The organism is Kribbella sp. NPDC054772, from assembly GCF_053611945.1.
In genome coordinates this window covers 273,991-293,126 of record NZ_JBSHBJ010000004.1, presented here as the reverse complement: position 1 = coordinate 293,126, position 19,136 = coordinate 273,991, and the positions used below count along the sequence as shown (strand labels likewise).

Genomic DNA, 19,136 nt, shown 5'->3' with positions numbered 1-19,136 from the left:
GTGTCGGCCATGGCGAACAGCACTGGTACGGCCGGAGTCGCAGCTGCACTCCAGTCGGGCGAGCCGATCCGTTGGGCGACGATCGGCGACAGCATCGCCCAGGGCGCGCACTGGACCGGCGCCGAGCGCGATTACGTGCAACTGCTCGAGGAACGGGTCCGCTACGAGCTCACGCGGTACGGCGACTCGTTCGTCCGCTGGGCCGTCTCCGGTGCGACCACCTCCGACACGCTCGGTCGGCTGCCGGCGGCGCTCGACCTGTCCCCCGACGTCGTTCTGATCGGGGTCGGTACCAATGACGCGAAAGCCGGTCCGGACGGTGTGGCCGCGTTCGAGCAGGTCTACGACACCTTGCTCACCACGGCGCTGGAGACCGGCGCGATCGTCGTGGCGCAGACGCCGACCGCCGTACTGCGGACTTGTCGCTACAACCTCGGCGACCACCTCCCGGCGTACGCCGACACGATCCGAACCGTCGCCGCCCGCCGCGACGTGCTGCTCGTCGACCACTTCGCGCACTGGACCGCGGCCGGGTCCGGCTGGGCGCCGACCGAATGGATGGCCGACCCGACCCACCCCGGCGGCCGCGGCCACCGGGTGATGGCTCGGACCCTGCTCGAGAGTCTTGGCCTGTTCGCGGCCGGCAGCGCGTGCTGCCGGCTGCTCGACCACTGAAGGAGCCCCGATGTCCTCGATCCGCCGGTACGCCGTCTGCGGCCTGTCCGCCCGCGGTCTGGCCAGTTTCGTCCTGCCGATCCTCGGACTGACCGACCGAACCGCCGACGGCGGGTTCGGGTACGGCAGCGACGAGGACGACCTGTCCGGGTACGCCGAGGTGGTCGCGATCGTCGACACCGACGCGGACCGGGTCGCCGAGTTCAACCGGGCGCTGGAGCGACTCGGGCGCGCGCCGATCCCGTTCTACCCGCAGCCGGAGTACGACGAGATGCTCGCGCGCGTCGGCCCGGACGCGGTGATCGTCACCTCGCCGGACCACACGCACGCGGAGTACATCGTCGGCGCGTTGCGGCGCGACGTCGACGTGATCACCGAGAAGCCGATGGTCAGCACGGCCGCGGCCGCCCGCGAGGTGCTCGCCGCCGAGCGAGAGTCGGCCGGGACCGTCCAGGTCAGCCACAACTTCCGCTACCCGGCCGCGCACCGCGAGGTGAAGCGACTCATCCTGAGCGGCGCCGTCGGCCGGATCACCCGCGTCGTGATGGACTACCACGTCGACCTGCGGCACGGCGCGAGCTACTTCCTGCGCTGGAACCGGCAGCGCGCGCTGTCCGGCGGGCTGCAGGTGCACAAGTCGTCACACCACTTCGACCTGCTGAACTGGTGGATCGGCTCCGCCCCAGAGGAGATCTTCGGGTACGGCGCTCTGAACTACTACGGCCCCTCCAGCCCACACCGGAGCGAACGGCGTACGGACGACCCGTACTTCGTTGCACAACAGGGATCCGGCGTCTTCCCGACCGACGACGACACGGCCCGCGCCGGCCTCTTCGGGCTGCACTACCCGGGGCAGTATCCGGCGTCGCGGCCGCTGTATCTGTACGACGCGGAGATCGACATCGAGGACACGTACAGCGCGATCGCCCGCTACCCCGGCGGCGCGAACCTGACGTACTCGGTCGACTTCTCCAGCACCTGGGAGGGCTACCGGGTCAGCATTGGCGGCACCCACGGATCCATCGAACTCCGCCACGGCCGCACCGTCGACGGCACCGCACTGCCCGACTCCGACCAGATCACGGTCGCCGAGCTCTTCGGCCCGAGCCGCGTCATCGAGGTCGCCCCCGAGTCAGGCGGCCATGGCGGCGCGGACCCGCTGATGCGCCACGACCTGTTCATCGGCCCGACCCCCGAGTCGACCGAACTCGGCCTGATGGCCACGAGCACCGAAGCGGCGTACGCCGTAGCCATGGGCGACGCCCTCACCCAATCCATCACCACCCACCACCCCATCAACCTCCCCACCCTCCTCAACCTCACCTAAGGCAGGACCTTCCTGGCCACCGCCCCACCGCCCGTCCGCGCGCGAGGGGTTAACCCTGCGGGTTAGGGGTTCTTCGCTCGTAGACCAGCGAAGAACCCCCAAGCCGAGGGGATAACCCTCGGCTTGGGGGGCGGTCAGGCGCTCGCGGGGAGGAGGTCGCGGGAGTCGCCGGCGGAGTCGGCGTCCAGGTAGAGCGTGGCGTTCGAGGTACGGCGGAGGATCGTGGACGGGCAGCTCGTGTCGATCGGGCGTGTGAGGGTGTTGCGTACGGCGGCCGCCTTGCGCTGCTCGGGTGCGACGACCTGCACCACGCGCGCGCTGAGCAGCGCGGGAACGGTCAGCGAGATCGCCGTCGGCGGGACCGCGTCCACGTCCGGGAAGTGGCCCTCGCCGACCTGCTGGTGCAGCGATTCCGGCGTGAGCGTGATCTGCCGGACCCAGCGCTGGTCGTCGAAGTCGGCCTGGCCGGGTTCGTTGAAGGCGAGGTGGCCGTTCTCGCCGATCCCCATGCAGGTCAGGTCGATCGGGGCCGCGCGCAGCAGTTCCTCGTACCGCCGGCATTCGGCCTCGACGTCCGCCGCCTCGCCGTCGATGTACTCGACCCGCGCCGGGCCGAACGGTTCCGCGATCCGCTCCCGGATCCAGCGCCGGAACGACGCCGGGTGGTTCGCGTCGATGCCGACGTACTCGTCCATGTGGAAGACGGTGACGTTCGCCCACGGGACGTCGTACCCGGCGAGGGCGGTGACGAAGGCGAGCTGCGAGTTTCCGGTGGCGATCACGACGCGCGCCGCGCCGCGCTCGGCGACCGCCTGGGTGAGCACCTGGGCGGTGCCGGCCGCGGCCGCGGCGGCCATGTCCGCGGTGGCGGCGAAGACTGCGAGCTGGAGATCGTCGATCTGGGTCCGGGTGTCGAGCACGGTGCACTCCTCGGGACGGATTTGGTGGTGTCGTTGACTACAAACGTTTGCAGCAAACTAGCATGTCTTGCCGCGAGTCCCAAGATGCAGTTGTGTTGTCCCGAACAACCCGAGGAGGCCCCTGTGCTGAGCGAGGTCCGGTCATGAGCGAGGTCCTGAGCAACATCGTGGAAGGCCGGACCGTCACCGGCCGCGGCGTGCGGGTGCGCTACTCCCCCGCCGGCATCGAGGAGATCACCGACCACCCGTCCGCTCCGGACCTGCTGCTGATCCCCGGCCTCGTCGACCTCCAGCTCAACGGGTACGCCGGTCTGGACGTCAACGACCCGACCCGCCCGGCCGAGGAGTTGTCCGCTCTCGTCCGGACCCTCTGGCAGCAGGGCGTCACCACGGTCTTCCCGACGATCATCTCGGCCGACGACGCCACCACCACGGCCCTCGTCACTCGCGCGGCCGCCGCCCGCGCCGCCGATCCCGCGGTCGCGTACGGCGCTCCGGGACTGCATCTCGAAGGCCCTTACATCTCGTCGGCCGAGGGGGCCCGCGGCGCCCACGACCCAGCCGTCATTCGGGATCCCGATCCCGCCGAGTTCGACCGTTGGCAGACCGCCGCCGACGGCGCGATCGCGATCATGACCATTGCCCCCGAACGCGCCGGCGCCATGGACTTCACGGCCCACCTGACAGCGCGCGGGGTGGTGGTGTCGGTCGGGCATTCGCTGGCGTCCGCCCATGACATCCACGCGTTCGCGGCGGCCGGTGGGCGGCTGTCCACTCACCTGGGCAACGGTCTGCCCGCGCAGATCGATCGGCACCACAACCCGATCTGGGCACAGCTGACCGAAGACAAGCTCACCGCCTTCCTCATCGCCGACGGACACCATCTGCCGGCGGACACCTTCGCCGCTCTCGTCCGCGCGAAGGGCGCCGCCCGCTGCGTCCTCACCAGCGACGCCGCCGCGCTCGCCGGATGCGCTCCGGGCGACTACCGAACCGCGGTCGGCGGCGCGGTCACCGTCTCCCCCGACGGCAGCCTCCGCCTGCACGGTACGCCGTACCTCGCGGGAAGCGGCGCCTCGCTCCTCGACTGCCTCCGCTGGTCCACCGGCCCGGGCGGTCTGCCGTTGGAGACCGCTGTCACGATGGCCACGACAACACCCGCCGACCTGCTCGGCCTGACCGATCGCGGCCGTCTGGAGGTCGGCGCCCGAGCCGACCTCGTGCAGCTGACCCGCACTCCGAACGGCGGCATCGGCGAGGTCGCGACCATCGTTGTCAACGGCACGGTCCGCCGTCCCGCGCAGGCGGCGTAACGGCGCGCTCATTGCTTGCGGCAACAGTTAACTCGTCAACCTTGCCTGTTGCAAGGATGCTCACTTCTTGCCGGTGAACCGGATCTTCCCGTATAAGGCGTACATGACGGCGATCCGGCTCGACGCGGTGTCCAAGGTGTTCGAGGGTGAGCACCTGGCCGTGGACGAGCTGACGCTGGAGATCGGCGACGGCGAGTTCATGGTGCTGCTCGGGCCGTCCGGGTGCGGGAAGACCACGCTGCTGCGGATGATCGCCGGGCTGGAGCGGGTGACCGCGGGCGAGGTGTGGTTCGGCCGGACGAACGGGACCCGGCTGGCGCCGCGGGAGCGCGGGGTGGCGATGGTCTTCCAGACCGGCGCCCTGTACCCGAACCGGACCGTCCGGGAGAACATCATGTTCCCGCTGCAGATCGCGGGGCAGAACGACACCGCGGCGAGCTCGACGGCGCACGGCCTGGCGCAGATCCTGAGCATCTCCTCGGTGCTCGACCGGATGCCGCAGACGCTGTCCGGCGGGCAGCGGCAGCGGGTCGCGATCGGCCGCGCGCTGGTCCGGCGCCCGGAGGTGTTCCTGCTCGACGAACCGCTGTCGAACCTGGACGCGACGATGCGGACCGAACTCCGCCAGGAGATCGGCGCGATGACCCGGGACCTGAACGTGACCACGCTCTACGTCACCCACGACCAGGTCGAGGCGCTGACGCTGGCCGACCGGATCGCGGTGATGCGCGACGGCCGGATCGAGGACGTCGGGACGCCGGCCCAGGTCTACAACGATCCCGCGACCGCGTTCGTCGCCGGGTTCCTCGGGACGCCGCGGATCAATCTGCTGTACGCGACCGTCCGGGTGACTTCCCACCACCGGGTCGCCCTCGACTTCGGCGCGCAGTCGGTCGCCCTGTCGCCGACCGATCGCCGGTCCCTGATCCTGCGCCACCACGAGGGCGCCCAGGTGATCGTCGGCGCCCGCTCGAACGCGTTCCGGCTGATCACCGACGAGGACGTCCCGAACCCGCTGGCCGGGACGCTGCGCGCGTTCGAGTTCCACGGCCAGCAGTCGATCGCGTTCGTCGAGTGCGGGATCGAGGCCGTCGACCCCGACCGCGTCGGCCGCGCGCAACCCCTGCACGCCTTACCCGACCACGACGGTACGTCGCCCACTCACCCGTCCTCGCTGCTGACCAGACTCCGGTCCCGCATCGGCCTCGGCTCCCCGACCGAACCCCCGCTCGAACCACCGCCGACGCACCGCCGCGCCGACCTGGTCATCGAGGTTCCGCAAGACGCCGACCTACGCCGCGGCACCCGCATCCACCTCGCCCTGGACACCTCCCGCATCCACATCTTCGACCGCACCGGCCACCGAGTAGACCGAGTAACCCGCTAACCCGCGCTCGCTCACCCGCCGACCGCGCCGCCCCCGTGCCGGCTGACCGCGGACCTGCAGCACTCATCAACCGCCCAGATCGGTCCGCCCGACCGCTGGCTGAGCGTGCGCAGCGGGCGATCCGCGAGGTTGGCGAGTGGTGGCGGTCCGGTCAGTTGACGACGGCGCCGCCGGCGATCACCAGGTGGAGGTGTTCGAGGGCGCCGGGGTCGTCGAGTGGGTTGCCGTCAACAGCGATCAGGTCGGCCGCGTACCCGCGGACCAAGCGGCCGACGGAACCCTCGAGCCCGAGCAGTCGCGCCGCGCTCGTCGTCGCCGCGCGGATCGCATCGAGCGCACTCATCCCCGCCTCGTGCAGCAACCGGACCTCGCCACCGATTGGGTCGACGTCGAGCCCGAACGAGTCCGTGCCGGCCACCACGGTGACACCCAGTTCGGCGGCCCGGCGTACCCCAGCTTGAAGAACGGGGAAGTACTGCTCGCCGCGCTGCTTCAGGATCGGGTTCGACGAGTCCCGCATGCCGCCGATCGCGGACATCGTGGGCGTGAAATGCGTCCCCTGCCGCGCCATCCGCGTCAGCGTCCGCTCGCCGACGAACACGCCGTGCTCAAGGGTCTTGATCCCGGCCCGGACGGCGTCGTCGATCGCCTGTTCGCTGTAGCTGTGGCACATCACCCCGACCCCGCGCTTGCGCGCCTCGGTGACGATCGCCCGGATCTGTTCGTAGTCGTACACCTGTGTGAGCGGATCCTGCTCAGGTACGCCGGCCCGCTCGTTGACCCGCGTCTTCACCCAGTCGACGCCGCGCTCGAGATTGACCGACGTCAGGTACCGCAGTTCCTCCGGAGTACGAACGCCACCGGCCAGCGGAGCCAGCGCGGGGTCGCCGAGGATCGTGTTGCCGAGATCCGGTGTGACGAACGTGCCGGAAGCCTTCATCCGCGGTACGACGCCCGGCGCCCACGGTCCTAATGCGCGCAGACCGATGTCCTGGTAGAAGTCCGAAGTACCGCTGCGGACTGTCGTCGCGCCACGGGCCAGGGCCGCGCGGGCGTCGGCGACCGCATTCTCGTGCACGTGGACGTCGATCAGCCCGGGCAGCACCCAGCGGCCCTCGACGTCGATCACCCGCGCCCGGCCGTTGACCTCAGCAACCGCCGCGCGGGTCTCCGAACGGTTGCCGACCGCCACCACCTTCCCGCGGTCCAGCACCACGACGGCGTCCTCGACAACCCGCCCGGTGAGCGGATCGAGCACGATCCCGTTCTCGACCACGACCGCCTGCGGAACCGGCGGCTCCCCCAACGGCCGCGAGGTCCCCACCGCCTCAGCCTCGGAGGTCGGCAGACCGACCGCGGCCAGTCCGGCGCCGGCGAGCGCCATCGCCCCGCCGATCACACCGCGCCGGCTGATCGAGCTCGGCAGCGGTTCGACCTCGTCATGATCACGGCACATCGGGAGTCTCCTAGTCCAGGGTGTCCTTCACGATCCGGCCGCCCTGCATGATGAGGCGCAGCCGCCGGTCCGGATCGGTCAGTACGGCGATGTCTTCCAGCGGATTCCCGTCCACCACGAGCAGGTCGGCCCACGCACCGTCCCGGATCTCTCCCACTTCACCGACCAGTCCAGCGATCTCCGCGCCGACGACGGTCGCGGACCGAACGATGTCGGCAGGTTTCTGTACTTCGGCCCGCAACGTGAACTCGTCGAGCTGGTGCGCGTGCAGTTCCCCGTGCAGGTCGGTTCCGTACCCGATCGCGACGCCGGCGCGATCGGCAAGCTCCAGCGCCTGCAACCCGAGCTCGAGGATGTTGTCGAGCTTGCCTTTGCCCTCGGCGGTCAGGTGCTCGGCTCCACTGCGCCGCAGCGCGTCGAACGTCGCCAGCGTCGGCACCAGGAACGCATCGAGCTCGAGGAACAGGTCGACACTCTCCTGGTCGATCAGGTTCCCGTGCTCGATCGTCCGTACGCCGTAGCGCAGCGCCCGGTTCACCGAGGCGGCGGAGTACGCGTGCCCGGCGACGTACCCGTGGCCGAACCCGGCCTCCTCGACCGCGACCCGGATCTCTTCCTCCGAGAAGGCCAGCGCGTCGAGCGCCATCGACGACACGACACCGCCGCTGAGCGTGAGCTTGACGTGGTGCGCGCCCTGCGCCATCTGCTCGCGGATCGCCCGCCGGAGCTCGGTCGGACCGTCGCAGATCCGGGTGAGCACGTGCCCGCCGGTCGGCGCCAGGATCGGACCGCCGTACAACAGCCGCGGTCCCTCGATGAGCCCTTCGCGGAGCGCCCGGGCGAGCCCGGCCTCGGCGCCGCCCAGGTCCCGCACGGTGGTGAACCCGCGCAGCAGCATGTCCTTCAGTACGTGCGTGGATCGGACGGTCGCGTACGACGCCGGCCAGGACGTCATCTCGGCGAAGCTCGCGCTGGCCTGGGTCACGTGCACATGCGAGTCGATCAGCCCGGGCATCAGCGTTCGCCCGCGAACATCGATCACCCGCCCGGTCCTTTGTACGCCGGTCCCGACCTCGGCGATCCGTCCGTTGCGTACGGCAACCTCTTGATCCTCGACGAGAACACCCTCAAGGACATCGAGGACGGCCGCATTCACAAAGACTGTGTCCATGTCAGTTCGCCGCCGCCGCGCCGCGTTCCGGAATGACCGAAGCGCTCGGCTGTGCAAGCGACTGCTCCGGGTCCAGCTCCTCGAGCCGGCGTCCGCGTGTCGACAGCCCCAGCGTGAGGATGGCGACCGCGCCGAGCAGCAGCGCCGCGGCGATCATCGAGAACACCCCGAGGAAGCCGATCGAGGTGAACAGGACGCCGATCAGGATCGGTGCGCTGATCCCGCCGAGCCGACCGACCGCGGACGCGGTCCCCATCCCGGTGGCGCGGATCGCGGTCGGGTACACCTCGGGCGTGTAGGCGTACAGACCGGCGTACGTGCCGTTCATGAAGAACGAGAGCAGGATGCCGCAGGCGAGCAGCTGGCCGTTGTTCGAGGCGTTCGCGAGCAGGAACGCCGAGATCGCGCCGGCGGACAGGTACGACGCGATCGTCCACTTCCGGTCGAGCCGCTCGTTGAGATACGCGCCCGAGTAGTACCCCGGGATCTGCGCCAGCGTGATCAGCAGCGCGTACGTGAGGCTCTTGGAGATGGTCAGGTCCCGCTCGACGAGCAGCGACGGGATCCAGGTGAAGAAGCCGAAGAACGCGAACGTGATCGAGATCCACAGCAACCACAACACCGCCGTACGACGAGCCAGGCCGTTCTGCCACATCAGCACCAGGCCCGCCCCGGGCTTCGGACTGCGCGGCACCGACACCGTGGTCTCGACCGACGGCGCGGACACCGGCGGCACGTCCTTCCCGGCAGCGCGGACGGCGTCCTCCAAGGCGTCTACGACCACGCCCGCTTCGGCGTACCGGCCCTGCTGGATCAGCCAGCGTGGCGACTCGGGCAGACTGCGGCGCCACCACAGCAGCATCAGTACCGGCAGCGCGGTCACGACCTGCGCGATCCGCCACCCGTGGTCGAAGGTCGGAACGAACAGCCGGCCGAGCAGCGCGGAAGCGACGTACCCGGCGGAGAAGAACCCGGCCACGGCACCGACCAGCAGACCGCGCGAGCGGGCCGGGATGAACTCGGCGATGAACGCGGGGATGATCGCGGCCTCGGCGCCGACGCCGATACCGGCGACGATGCGAGCGCTGAAGAAGATCTCCCAGGAGGGCGCGAACGCCGCGATGAGCGTGGCGACGCAGTACAGCGCGAGCGCGTACATCATCACCTTGCGGCGGCCGATCGCGTCGCCGACGATGCCGGCACTCAGCGCGCCGATCAGGATGCCGATCAACAGTGAACTGCCGATCAGGCCGATCTGCCACGGCGCCAGGTGCCACAGCGGTTTGACGGCCGGCAGCAGGTACGAGACCAGTGAGCCGTCCATACCGTCGAACGCGATCCCGAGACCGCCCATCAACAGCAGGACGAAGTGCGGGCGGGACAGTGGGAGCCGTTCGAGACGATCCAGCAGAGTCCGGCCGGCAGCAGGGATTTCCACGGTCATCGGAGCCTCCTTCTTCCATGCTCAGGCAAAGCTCGGCTTGCCAGGGAGGGGATGGATGACTCAGGACAGTAGATGCATGAAATCGTGCATGCAAGGGATGGTGCATTATTTCTTGCATCCGGCACAATGGGGTGATGACTGACCAGGTCCACACGGTGGCGGAATGGCTCGACGCCCAGGCTGGCGGTACCCGCCTCGGGCCGAAGGCCGAACGGGTCCGCCATGTCGTGGCCACCCAACCGAGCTTCTCGTCGTACGCGACCGCCGCCGAGGTCGCCGAGCGCGCCGAGGTGAACGGCGCGACGGTGGTCCGCTTCGCCCAGTCCCTCGGGTACGCGGGCTGGCCGCAGTTCCAGGCGGAGTTCCGTTCGGTGTACGTCGTTCGGCGGTACGACGTCGACGCCGACGCACCCACGACCGGGCACGCCGGCGTCCTGGCGACCGCGTTCGCCCGGGACACCGAGAACCTGCAGTCCTGCCTGCACTCCTTCGACTTCGAGGCAGGCGCCGCGGTCGTAGAGGCGATCCACGCGGCGCCCCGGACGCTCGTGGTCGCGACCGGGACGCACGCGCTCCCCGCGCAAGGCCTGACGATGATGGCGGCCAGCCGCGGGTACGACATCAGCCTCGAGGACCGCGGCGGCCCGCACCTGACCAACGCGCTGGCCCGGCTGACGAGCGACGACTGTGTGGTCGCGTTCAGCTTCTGGCAGCACTACAAGCAGACCGTGGCCGCGCTGCGGTTCGCCCAGCAGGTCGGCGCCACCACCTGCGCCGTCACCGACACGCGGCACTCCCCCGCGGCCGATCATGCCGACCACGTGCTGATCATCCCGGCCGAAGGCATCTCCAACTTCCGGTCGATGACCGTCGCGACCAGCCTCGCCTACGGGCTGGCCGCGGCATTGATCGCGATCGAGCCACAGCGCAGCCGGACCGCGATCTCGCACGTCGACACGCTCTGGCAGGACATGGACTTCTTCGTCCCCGACTGAGCGGGATCATCGACCCAGCGGCCAGCCGGTCACGCGTTTCGGGCGCGGAGCGGCGTACGTCCGGATCTTGCTGGTGGACAGACCGAGCCGCACCAGCGACTCCGCGAGCACGACGGCCGCGGCGACGCCGTCCACCACCGGTACGCCGGTCGCCTCGGCAACCTTGCGGTCGAGTCCCGCCATTCCCCCGCAGCCCAAGCAGATCACCTCGGCGCGGTCCTCGGTGACCGCTTTGACTGCTTGCTCGACGATCGCATCGACGGCGCGCTCCGGGTCCTCCTCCAGTTCGAGTACGGCGAGCCCGCTCGCGCGCACGGACGCGCAACGGTCCGCCAACCCGGCCAGCAGCAGCCGGTCCTCGATCTGCGGCACCGCACGATCCAGCGTTGTCACGACCGAGTAGCTCCGGCCGATCAGCATCGCGACCTGCGCCGCCGCCTCGGTAATGTCCACGACCGGTACGTCGAGCAACTCCTGCAGGCCTTCGCGCCCGTGTTCGCCGTACCCGGCCTGGATCACAGCGTCGTACGGCCCGTCGTACCGAACGACCGCGTCCATCACCCCCACCGCGGCCAGGTAGCTCTCGAAGTTTCCCTCGACCGACTCGGCCCCGAAGTCCGGGGTCAGCCCGATCACCTCGGTCTCCTCGGACGCGAACGCGGCGGCCTGGGTACGGATCGTCTCGGTCATCGAAGTCATGGTGTTGACGTTCGCGATCAGGATGCGCATCGGTTGTCACTCCTTCGTCAGGGTGTGACCCGCCGGCTCGATCCCGGCGAGCGGCGGGTCACACGTCTTCTGGGGGCGGTTCTCAATTGAGCCGGAGCTCCACGCCGAGTCCGGTACGCCGGGCCGCGTCGACCGCGAGCCGCGCGGCCGCCATGTCCTGCAGCCCGAGCCCGACCGAGTCGAACAGCGTGATCTCCTCCTCGGTACGCCGGCCCGGCCGGACGCCGGCCACCACGTCACCGAGCTCGGTCGCGAAGTGCTCGACCGTGATCACGCCCTCGGCGAGCGGGACGAGGACGTCGCCCGACTCCCGCCGTACGACGTCGTAGCTGTCGACCACGACATGACTGCGGGCGATGCCGGCGCTGTCGATCTCGCGGTAGTCCGGCCGCGGCGGGGCGCCGACCGCGTTGACGTGCAGGCCGGGCCGGAACCACTCCCCCCGTACCACGGGCTCGCGCGACGGGGTCAGCGTGCAGAGCACGTCGGCCGCGCGCACCACCTCTTCGGGGCCCGAGGCAACGAAAACCTCGGCGACCCGTTCCCGCGCGTACGCCGCGAACGCCTCGACCCGTTCCTTCGTCCGGCTCCAGACGACGACGCGGTCGATCGTCAGGACACAGGTCAACGCGTCCAGGTGTGCCCGCGCCTGCGCGCCCGCGCCGACGAGCCCGAGTGTCCGGGACCCGCCGCGCGCCAGGTGCCGCGTCGCGACCGCGGACGCCGCGGCGGTCCGGAACAGCGTCAGCGCGGGCCCGTCCAGGATCGCCTCGCAGGACCCGGTCTCGGGATCCACGAGCAGCACGGTCGACTGCTGCACCGGGAGCGACCGGGCCGCGTTCGCGGGCGTGTCGGTCAGGAGCTTGATGCCCGCGACAGACTGCGACGCGATCGCGGCGGTCATCGGCACGAGCAGCGTCGTACCGCCGGGGACCTCGACGGTCGAGCGCTCAGCCTGCGCGGCGCCGCCGGTACTCAACGCCGCGTGCGCCTGCTCGACGGCCTCGATCACGGCCGGCATCTCGAGCGTCTTCGCGATCTCCGCCCGACTCAGTGCGAGGATCGGTCGGCCCACGCTCATGCCTCCACCGTCGCGACCAGGTCGTCGTACGCCGGTGCCTCGTCGAGCAATCCGTCCTCGGCGAGGATCCGCATCCACTCGCCGTACCCTTCCTCGCTGATCCGCAGGTCCTCCCAGATCCCGCTGGCGCGCAGATCGTCGACCACACCAATGAGTACACCGGTGTCCAGCGACGGCCACTCGCGGGCGAGCAGGTCGGACAACTCGGCAGCCTCATGCGCCTTCAGCCAGTCGTACGACCGTTGCAGCGCGCGGTAGAATCGCTCGACGAGCTTGTCCTCGCGCGCCAGTACGGCGTCGGTTGTGTAGTACACGCTGTTCGGCATCAGCCCGCCGGCCCGATCGTGGCGGACGGCAACGAACGCCTCGTTGCGGTGCTCCAGGAACGCGGCGTTCACCAGGTCGGTGACGAGCGCGTCCCCCATCCCGCCGAGGAACAGTTCGGTGAGCATCGACCCGGACAGGTCGCGTACCCAGCGGACCTTCGACATATCGACACCGGCCTGACGCATCAGCCCGGCCGTGTGCACGTACGGCGCGGTTCCGCCGGCCCCCGGCGCGACGACGATCTTGCCCTCGAGATCCTTCCAGTCGAAGTCGGCGACCTTCTCCCGGGTCACCAGCGCCTTCGGGTTCCGCGTGTTCAGCTGCGCGAAGGCGCGGTACTCACGGCCGCGACCGTGGTACATCGCCGGCACCCAGAGCCCACCGAGTACGACGTCGGCGGTGCCGTCCTCGAGGTCGCGCAGTACCTGCGTCCAGTCGTCGGGCGCGGACCGGGAGAACTCCAGGCCCTCGTCCTCGTAGTACCCGAGCTCGCGGGCGACGTACTCCGGGAGGTAGTTCGGCCAGTGCGACGTGGCGCTGACATGCAGACGGGTCATGATGAGACTCCTTGCATCGTGTCGGAGTTGATGTCCTCGAGCGAGCGGCCGTGCGTCTCCGGCGCGAACCGGCTCGCGACCGCCATCACGGAGTACATGACGGCGATCAGGACGAACACCGCGACCACACCGGCGTGGTCGAGCAGCAGTCCGGCGCCGATCGGGACGAACGCCCCGGCGACATTGCCCTGGACCGCCACCATCGCGGTGCCGAACGCGCGAACCCGGGTCGGGTAGAGCTCCGGGGCCCACGCGAAGATCGTGCTGTTCAGCAGGAGCACGAAGAACTGGAAGGTTGCGCCGAGGATCAGGACCAGCGCGGGCGTGGTCGCCAGGAAGCCGAACGCGAGAGCGCCGAGACACGCGGCACCGGCGCCGACGGTGATCACCAGGCGGCGCGGAAGCTTCAGCGCCGCCCAGGTCGCCGCGGCGGCACCGAACAGGCTGCCCAGGTTCATCACCATCGTGAACGTGAGGCTCTTGGTGATCGTGTACCCCTGCTCGACGAGGATTGTCGGCATCAGCACCAGCACCGTCACCTGCGCCCCGAACGTCATCCACGAGACCACCGCGAGAGCCGCCGTACGGCGGAGCAGAACGCCGCGGAACACCTCCGACAACCGCACCTTCTCGACCTTCGGGGCGACACCCACGGTCTCGATGTACGGCGTGATCGGGCCGTCGGTGTCCTTCAACCGACCCGAGGCCAGGCGGGTCAGTACGCCGTTCGCTTCGTCGATGCGGCCGCGGGAGGCCAGGAAGCGCGGTGTCTCGGGGAGGAAGCGCCGGTACACGAGCACCAGCAGCGCGGGCAGGACGAGGAGGCCGAACATCCACCGCCAGCTGTTGTCCGGGCCGCCGAAGAAGTTCCCCAGTGGGCCGAGGACGACGGCCGCGAACCCGAACGACACCACGTTGCCGAAGCCGCCGGCGCCGATGTTCAGCGAAGCGACGACCGCACCGCGGTACTTGGTCGAGACCAGTTCGCTGAGGATCGTCATACCGGCGGCGATCTCGCCACCGAGGCCGATCCCGACGATGAACCGGCCGAGCGCCAGCACCGCGTAGCTCGGGGCGAGCGCGCAGATCAGCGCGCCCAGGCAGTAGATGGCCAGGTTGAACCCGAGCGCGAACCGCCGGCCCTTGTGATCGCCGAGCGCGCCGGTGACCACCTTGCCGATGATCATCGCGCCGATCGTCACGGTCTGCAGGAACGCGAGCTCCGGGGGTGGAGATGTTCCAGACCGACTTCAGCGCCGGGCCGACGGCGCCGAGCGAGTTCTCCTCCATCACGTCGAAGAACGCGCCGAGCAGGACCATCAGCAGGATCAGCCGGTGGGCGCGGTTGAACGGGATCGCGTCCAGCACGCGGCCGACCACGGATCCTGGATCGGCGGGCGTTGCTTCGGCAGGCAGTGGTTCGGCAGGCAGTGGTTCGGCGGACGGTGGTTCGTCGGCGGGGCGAACCGGACGGGCGGCAAGCTGGCGCGGGGAATCTGAGCTGTGCATCGGACCGACCTCCTTGGCGAGGTGTTCGTCGGAGCCGAGCCGGGATCTCGGTGTTGCCTGGTGATAGGATTACCAGTCATCTGACGTTTAAGGAAGCGATGCGATGAAGAAAGTCGAGCGGGTTTCTCTGGTCGAGTCCGTCGGATCCCAGCTCCGCGACGAGATCACCGAGGGTCGGTGGGCGGTCGGTGAGCGCATTCCGTCGGAGACCGAACTGGTCGCGCAACTCGGCGTCAGCCGGGCGTCCGTGCGCGAGGCCGTCCGTGGTCTGGTGCAGGCGGGGCTCGTGGCCACGCGGCAAGGCGACGGCACCTACGTCACTGCGCGGGACGCCACCGATGTCGCGATCCGCCGGCGGCTGGTGACCGCCGACCACAACCACGTCGTCGAGGTACGGCGCGGTCTCGATATCGTCGCGGCCGGCCTGGCGGCATCACGGCGTACCAAGTCCGACATCAAAGCGCTGAACGCGGCGCTCCAGGACCGCGCCACGGCCGGCACCGCGGGCGACGAGGCGGCGTTCGTCGCGAACGACGTCGAGTTCCACCTGTGCGTCGCGCGCGCCTCACACAACCCGGTCCTGATCGAGCTCTACACCAGCTTCGCCCGAGCCCTCACCGAGAGCGTCCGCGACGACCAGTGCCTCCAGGTCTTCACCAGCGGCGGCGACAACTGGCACGAAGCCCTCGCCGCCGCCATCGAAGCCGCCGACCCCACCGCAGCCGCCGCCGCAACCCTCTCCCTCCTCGACAGCACCACCTGAAGGCGGACCTCCAGCACTCACTAACCTCGCCGAGCCGCGCCCGCCGACCGCCGGCTGAGCGTGGGGAGACCGGGATCGATCGACTTGGTGAGTGCCAGAGATCCGGCCCCGCGCCGACGTCAGCCTTTGAGGCCGGTGGTGGCTACTCCTTCTACTATGCGTTTTTGGAAGATTAGGAAGATCACCACGACGGGGATCAGGGCGATGACGGACATCGCGAACATCGGGCCCCACAAGGAGTTGCCGCCCATGTTGTCTTGGAAGCCGCTCAGGGCGACCGGGACGGTTTGGGTGGCGGGGTCGGTGAGGTAGATCAGCTGGCCGAAGAAGTCGTCGTAGGTCCAGACGAAGGTGAGGATCGCGGTCGTCACCATCGCGGGCCGGAGTAACGGCAGGATGATGTGCCAGTAGATGCGCGCGGGTCCGCAGCCGTCGATCACCGCGGCCTCGTCGAGTTCGCGCGGCAGGCCGCGGATGAACTGGACCATCAAGAAGATGAAGAACGCGTCCACCGCGAGGAACTTCGGCACCGTCAACGGCAGGAACGTGTTCACCCACCCGGCCCGGAAGAACAGGTAGTACTGCGGGATCAGCAGCACCTGGTGCGGCAGCATGATCGTCCCGAGCATCACCGCCATCGCCGCACCACGGAACCGGAACCGCAACCGGGCGAACGCGTACGCCGCCATCGAGCAGGACAGCACGTTGCCCACGACGCACACCACCGCGACGCCGAACGAGTTCACGATCGCGGCGCCGAACGAGTTCCCCGCTCCGGCCCAGCCGGTCGCGTAGTTCGACAGGTCCCAGGACCGCGGGATCAGCGAGCTGGTGGTGAAGATGTCCCCGGCCGGCTTCACCGAGCTGCTCAGCATCCAGGCGACTGGGTAGAGCATCACCACCACGCCCACCAGCAGCACGATGTGGCGGACCGCGGTGAACCGTTTAGTGCTCGTCGTCATAGAAGACCCAATACCGTGAGAAGAGGAAGTTGGCCGCGGTGATCCCGGCGATGCCGACGAGGAAGACCCACGCGATCGCGGAGGCGTAGCCCATCTTGAATTCGACGAACGCCGCCTTGTACAGGTACAGGCTGTAGACCAGCGTCGACTCGGCCGGACCGCCTTGACCGTCGCCGACGACGTACGCCTGCGAGAAGGTCTGGAACGCGCCGATCACCTGCATCACGAGGTTGAAGAACAGGATCGGTGTCAGCAGCGGCAGCGTGACCCGGAAGAACCGGCTGATCGTCCCGGCGCCGTCGACGCTCGCCGCTTCGAGCAGCGTCCGTTGGATCTGCTGAAGACCGGCGAGGAAGATCAGCATCGGCGTACCGAATTGCCAGGCGGCGAGTGCGACCAGCGTGTAGATCGAGTAGTCCGGGTTCGACACCCAGCTCGGGGCGTCGATCCCGAAGACGGCGAGGAACTTGTTGACGACGCCGTCGCCGGTGAACAGCTGCCGCCACATGATCGCCACCGCGACGCTTGCCCCGAGCAACGACGGCAGGTAGAACACCGCCCGGTAGAAGGACAGACCGCGGAGCTTGGTGTTCAGCACCATCGCGACCAGCAGCGCGATCGCGAGTTTCAGCGGCACCGACAGCCCGACGTACACGAGGGTGACCTTGATCGACTGCAGGTACGTCGGGTCGTCGGTGAGCAGCTCGGAGTAGTTCTGACCGCCCACCCAGTGCGGGCTGCCGAGCAGGCCGAAGTCGGTGAACGAGAAGTACAGCGAGGCCGCCATCGGGCCGAGGGTCAGCAGCACCAGCCCGAGCAGCCACGGGGTGAGGAACAGCCCACCCCAGCGGCCGTCTGTGGTACGGCGCCGCGCAGGTGGTGCCGGGCGAGCCGGCACCACGGTGTCCGGCTCGCGGGTCACAACGGTGGACATCGGGTCAGCCCTTCAGCGCCTTGGTCGCGTCCGCGATCAGGCCCTTGCCGTACGTCCAGGCCAGCATGAAGGCATTGGCCGGCGCGTACCGCCCGTTGTCCCGGTACGTCAGGACCCCACTGCCGCGCTGGGTGTCGTGATTGTCGGTGAAGACGACCGCATCGTCAGAGGGCAGGGGTTCCGCGAACGTCTTCAGGTACGCAAGCCGTTCGGTGTTGAAGATCTTCGCCAGGTCCTTCCCGTACCGGAACTCGAGGACGTCGCCGTTGCCGACGTACTCGTCGGGGGTGATCGGTTCGCCGGCGCCGTAGATGACCTCCTGGTACAGGTACGCCGGACGCGCGAGCCGGGCTTTGATCGCCGCGATGTCCGCGGCCGGCATGTGCTTGGACGCGTCCAGGCGGAACCCGTCGACACCGACCGACAGCAGGTCGTTCAGGTACGCCGCGATGCGCCCGCGCACGTAGTCGGTCTCGGTCGCCAGGTCCGCGAGATCGACGAGCTCGCAGTTCTGCACCTCGTACCGGTCGTTGTAGTTGACGATGTCGTCGTTCCCGTTGCGGCCGCAGTGGTGGAAGTCCTGGACCTGATAGGTGCCCGGGTAGTCGTAATGGCTGTACGCCGAGCCCGCGCTCCCGGTACCGGACCCTCCCGTCATGTGGTTGATCACTGCGTCGGCGTACACCTTCACGCCGGCCGCGTGGCAACTGTTGACCATCGCAACGAAGTCGGCCCGGGAGCCGCGGCGGGTCTGGTCCAGCTTGTAGCTGACCGGTTGGTAGTCCTGCCACCACGGATACCCCGCCCCCGGAAGCACCACATGCTCCTGCGGCGGCGAGACCTGCACCGCCCCGTACCCCTTCGGCCCCAGTACCTCCCCGCATTCCCGCCCCACCGACTTCCAGTTCCACTCGAACAACTGGACAATCACGTCCCGCTCCCCCGAAGGCACCGCAACAGCCGGCTGAACCGCGAAACCGAGCAGCGACAGCGCCCCCACCATGGCCAGTACCTTGCGGACGCCGTTCACTCGTCGTCCTTCGTAGCGCGACCCAGTACCTGGTCAGCCAGCTGGTAGTTGTGCCCGAACCACTGCATCGTCTTCCCTGCTCCCATCAAGCGTCCGGCAAGCTCCTGTGCCGCCGTCCCCAGCGACGCACTCGCCAGATACTCCGCAAGCTCCGGAGCCCACCCGTACACCCGAACCTGATCGTCCCCCGCGTCGCGGTAGTCCGACGGATCGAAGTCCAGCTCCTGGTACGCCGCCTCCGCCGCGGCCGCCGAGCCGTGCTCCCGCACCAGGTGATCCAAGCTCACCACCACGAAGGCCTCCGGGATGTCCTCGCCGACATCGCCCACGACCAGGACTTCCATGCTTTTCATGCTGATCGCCGCCAGCCGTTCCTTGCGCGTTCCCGGCAGACAGGACAAGGACCAGTACTCCTTCTCGGAAGTCTGGGCGTCTCGGACCGCCGCGTCGAGGTACGCGCGGCTCAGTGCCACCACGTGTTCATAACCGGTGTGTTCGCGGAGGCGAGCGAACTTCTTGCGCTTCGCGGGATCGGCTCGCATGGACTGCTCGTCCC

At 69.1% G+C, this 19,136-nt stretch carries 19 protein-coding genes; 7 read left to right on the top strand and 12 right to left on the bottom strand.

Annotated features, from left to right (window positions below; translation table 11 throughout):
* The first annotated feature begins 9 nt into the window (after positions 1-9).
* Entirely contained in the window at positions 10-675 is a 666-nt protein-coding gene (locus tag ACWGID_RS09505; protein ID WP_452195950.1) for an SGNH/GDSL hydrolase family protein, read from the top strand.
* Positions 676-685: 10 nt separating this feature from the next.
* Entirely contained in the window at positions 686-2,002 is a 1,317-nt protein-coding gene (locus ACWGID_RS09500; RefSeq protein ID WP_452195949.1) for a Gfo/Idh/MocA family protein, read from the top strand.
* Between the two features lie 134 nt (positions 2,003-2,136).
* Here the strand turns inward: ACWGID_RS09500 and ACWGID_RS09495 are convergent, their stop codons facing one another.
* Positions 2,137-2,922: a glucosamine-6-phosphate deaminase gene (locus ACWGID_RS09495; protein WP_452195948.1), complete on the bottom strand. Its 786-nt coding sequence runs from the start codon at positions 2,920-2,922 to the stop codon at positions 2,137-2,139.
* Between the two features lie 143 nt (positions 2,923-3,065).
* On the opposite strand from ACWGID_RS09495, the gene ACWGID_RS09490 reads away from it, so the two are divergent.
* Positions 3,066-4,235, top strand: a complete 1,170-nt coding sequence (locus ACWGID_RS09490) for an N-acetylglucosamine-6-phosphate deacetylase (protein WP_452195947.1) — start codon at positions 3,066-3,068, stop codon at positions 4,233-4,235.
* Positions 4,236-4,308: 73 nt separating this feature from the next.
* Entirely contained in the window at positions 4,309-5,622 is a 1,314-nt protein-coding gene (locus ACWGID_RS09485; RefSeq protein WP_452196103.1) for an ABC transporter ATP-binding protein, read from the top strand.
* A gap of 151 nt (positions 5,623-5,773) precedes the next feature.
* Here ACWGID_RS09485 and ACWGID_RS09480 read toward each other — a convergent pair whose 3' ends face one another.
* From ACWGID_RS09480 to ACWGID_RS09470, 3 genes are read right to left on the bottom strand one after another with little or no spacing between them, the layout of a single operon-like run.
* Positions 5,774-7,078 carry an amidohydrolase family protein gene (locus ACWGID_RS09480; RefSeq protein ID WP_452195946.1) on the bottom strand — a complete coding sequence of 435 codons (1,305 nt, stop codon included), beginning with the start codon at positions 7,076-7,078 and terminating at the stop codon, positions 5,774-5,776.
* Positions 7,079-7,088: 10 nt separating this feature from the next.
* Positions 7,089-8,249, bottom strand: a complete 1,161-nt coding sequence (locus tag ACWGID_RS09475; RefSeq protein WP_452195945.1) for an amidohydrolase family protein — start codon at positions 8,247-8,249, stop codon at positions 7,089-7,091.
* A gap of 1 nt (position 8,250) precedes the next feature.
* Entirely contained in the window at positions 8,251-9,693 is a 1,443-nt protein-coding gene (locus ACWGID_RS09470; RefSeq protein ID WP_452195944.1) for an MFS transporter, read from the bottom strand.
* Positions 9,694-9,827: 134 nt separating this feature from the next.
* Here ACWGID_RS09470 and ACWGID_RS09465 point away from each other — a divergent pair, with 134 nt between their 5' ends.
* Positions 9,828-10,688 (top strand): MurR/RpiR family transcriptional regulator, encoded by an 861-nt coding sequence (locus tag ACWGID_RS09465; protein WP_452195943.1) that lies wholly within the window; start codon positions 9,828-9,830, stop codon positions 10,686-10,688.
* A 6-nt stretch (positions 10,689-10,694) separates the two neighbouring features.
* Here ACWGID_RS09465 and ACWGID_RS09460 read toward each other — a convergent pair whose 3' ends face one another.
* From ACWGID_RS09460 to ACWGID_RS09445, 4 genes are all read right to left on the bottom strand, one after another.
* A complete protein-coding gene (locus ACWGID_RS09460) occupies positions 10,695-11,417 on the bottom strand; it encodes an aspartate/glutamate racemase family protein (protein WP_452195942.1) in 723 nt (240 codons plus the stop codon).
* 82 nt (positions 11,418-11,499) lie between these two features.
* Complete coding sequence (locus ACWGID_RS09455; RefSeq protein ID WP_452195941.1) at positions 11,500-12,498, bottom strand: ornithine cyclodeaminase family protein; 999 nt, start codon at positions 12,496-12,498, stop codon at positions 11,500-11,502.
* Positions 12,495-13,382 (bottom strand): ABC transporter substrate-binding protein, encoded by an 888-nt coding sequence (locus ACWGID_RS09450; RefSeq protein WP_452195940.1) that lies wholly within the window; start codon positions 13,380-13,382, stop codon positions 12,495-12,497. The genes ACWGID_RS09455 and ACWGID_RS09450 overlap by 4 nt, the downstream gene beginning before the upstream one ends.
* Entirely contained in the window at positions 13,379-14,569 is a 1,191-nt protein-coding gene (locus ACWGID_RS09445; protein WP_452195939.1) for an MFS transporter, read from the bottom strand. Before ACWGID_RS09445 ends, ACWGID_RS09450 begins: the two co-directional genes overlap by 4 nt.
* Between ACWGID_RS09445 and ACWGID_RS09440 the strand changes: the two genes are divergently transcribed.
* Positions 14,562-14,882: a hypothetical protein gene (locus ACWGID_RS09440; protein WP_452195938.1), complete on the top strand. Its 321-nt coding sequence runs from the start codon at positions 14,562-14,564 to the stop codon at positions 14,880-14,882. The two genes, ACWGID_RS09445 and ACWGID_RS09440, sit on opposite strands and share 8 nt — an antisense overlap.
* A 112-nt stretch (positions 14,883-14,994) precedes the next feature.
* Positions 14,995-15,654, top strand: coding sequence for a FadR/GntR family transcriptional regulator (locus tag ACWGID_RS09435; protein ID WP_452195937.1), 660 nt, complete (start codon positions 14,995-14,997; stop codon positions 15,652-15,654).
* A gap of 119 nt (positions 15,655-15,773) precedes the next feature.
* On the opposite strand, the gene ACWGID_RS09430 is transcribed toward ACWGID_RS09435, so the two are convergent.
* The 4 genes from ACWGID_RS09430 to ACWGID_RS09415 are packed head-to-tail and all read right to left on the bottom strand — an operon-like array spanning position 15,774 to position 19,122.
* On the bottom strand, positions 15,774-16,616 hold the full coding sequence (locus ACWGID_RS09430) for a carbohydrate ABC transporter permease (RefSeq protein ID WP_452195936.1): 843 nt from the start codon (positions 16,614-16,616) through the stop codon (positions 15,774-15,776).
* Positions 16,600-17,550 carry a carbohydrate ABC transporter permease gene (locus ACWGID_RS09425; protein WP_452195935.1) on the bottom strand — a complete coding sequence of 317 codons (951 nt, stop codon included), beginning with the start codon at positions 17,548-17,550 and terminating at the stop codon, positions 16,600-16,602. The genes ACWGID_RS09430 and ACWGID_RS09425 overlap by 17 nt, the downstream gene beginning before the upstream one ends.
* Positions 17,551-17,554: 4 nt before the next feature.
* Positions 17,555-18,580, bottom strand: a complete 1,026-nt coding sequence (locus tag ACWGID_RS09420) for an alpha-amylase family glycosyl hydrolase (RefSeq protein ID WP_452195934.1) — start codon at positions 18,578-18,580, stop codon at positions 17,555-17,557.
* Positions 18,577-19,122, bottom strand: coding sequence for a hypothetical protein (locus tag ACWGID_RS09415; protein ID WP_452195933.1), 546 nt, complete (start codon positions 19,120-19,122; stop codon positions 18,577-18,579). The genes ACWGID_RS09420 and ACWGID_RS09415 overlap by 4 nt, the downstream gene beginning before the upstream one ends.
* Positions 19,123-19,136 lie beyond the last annotated feature (14 nt).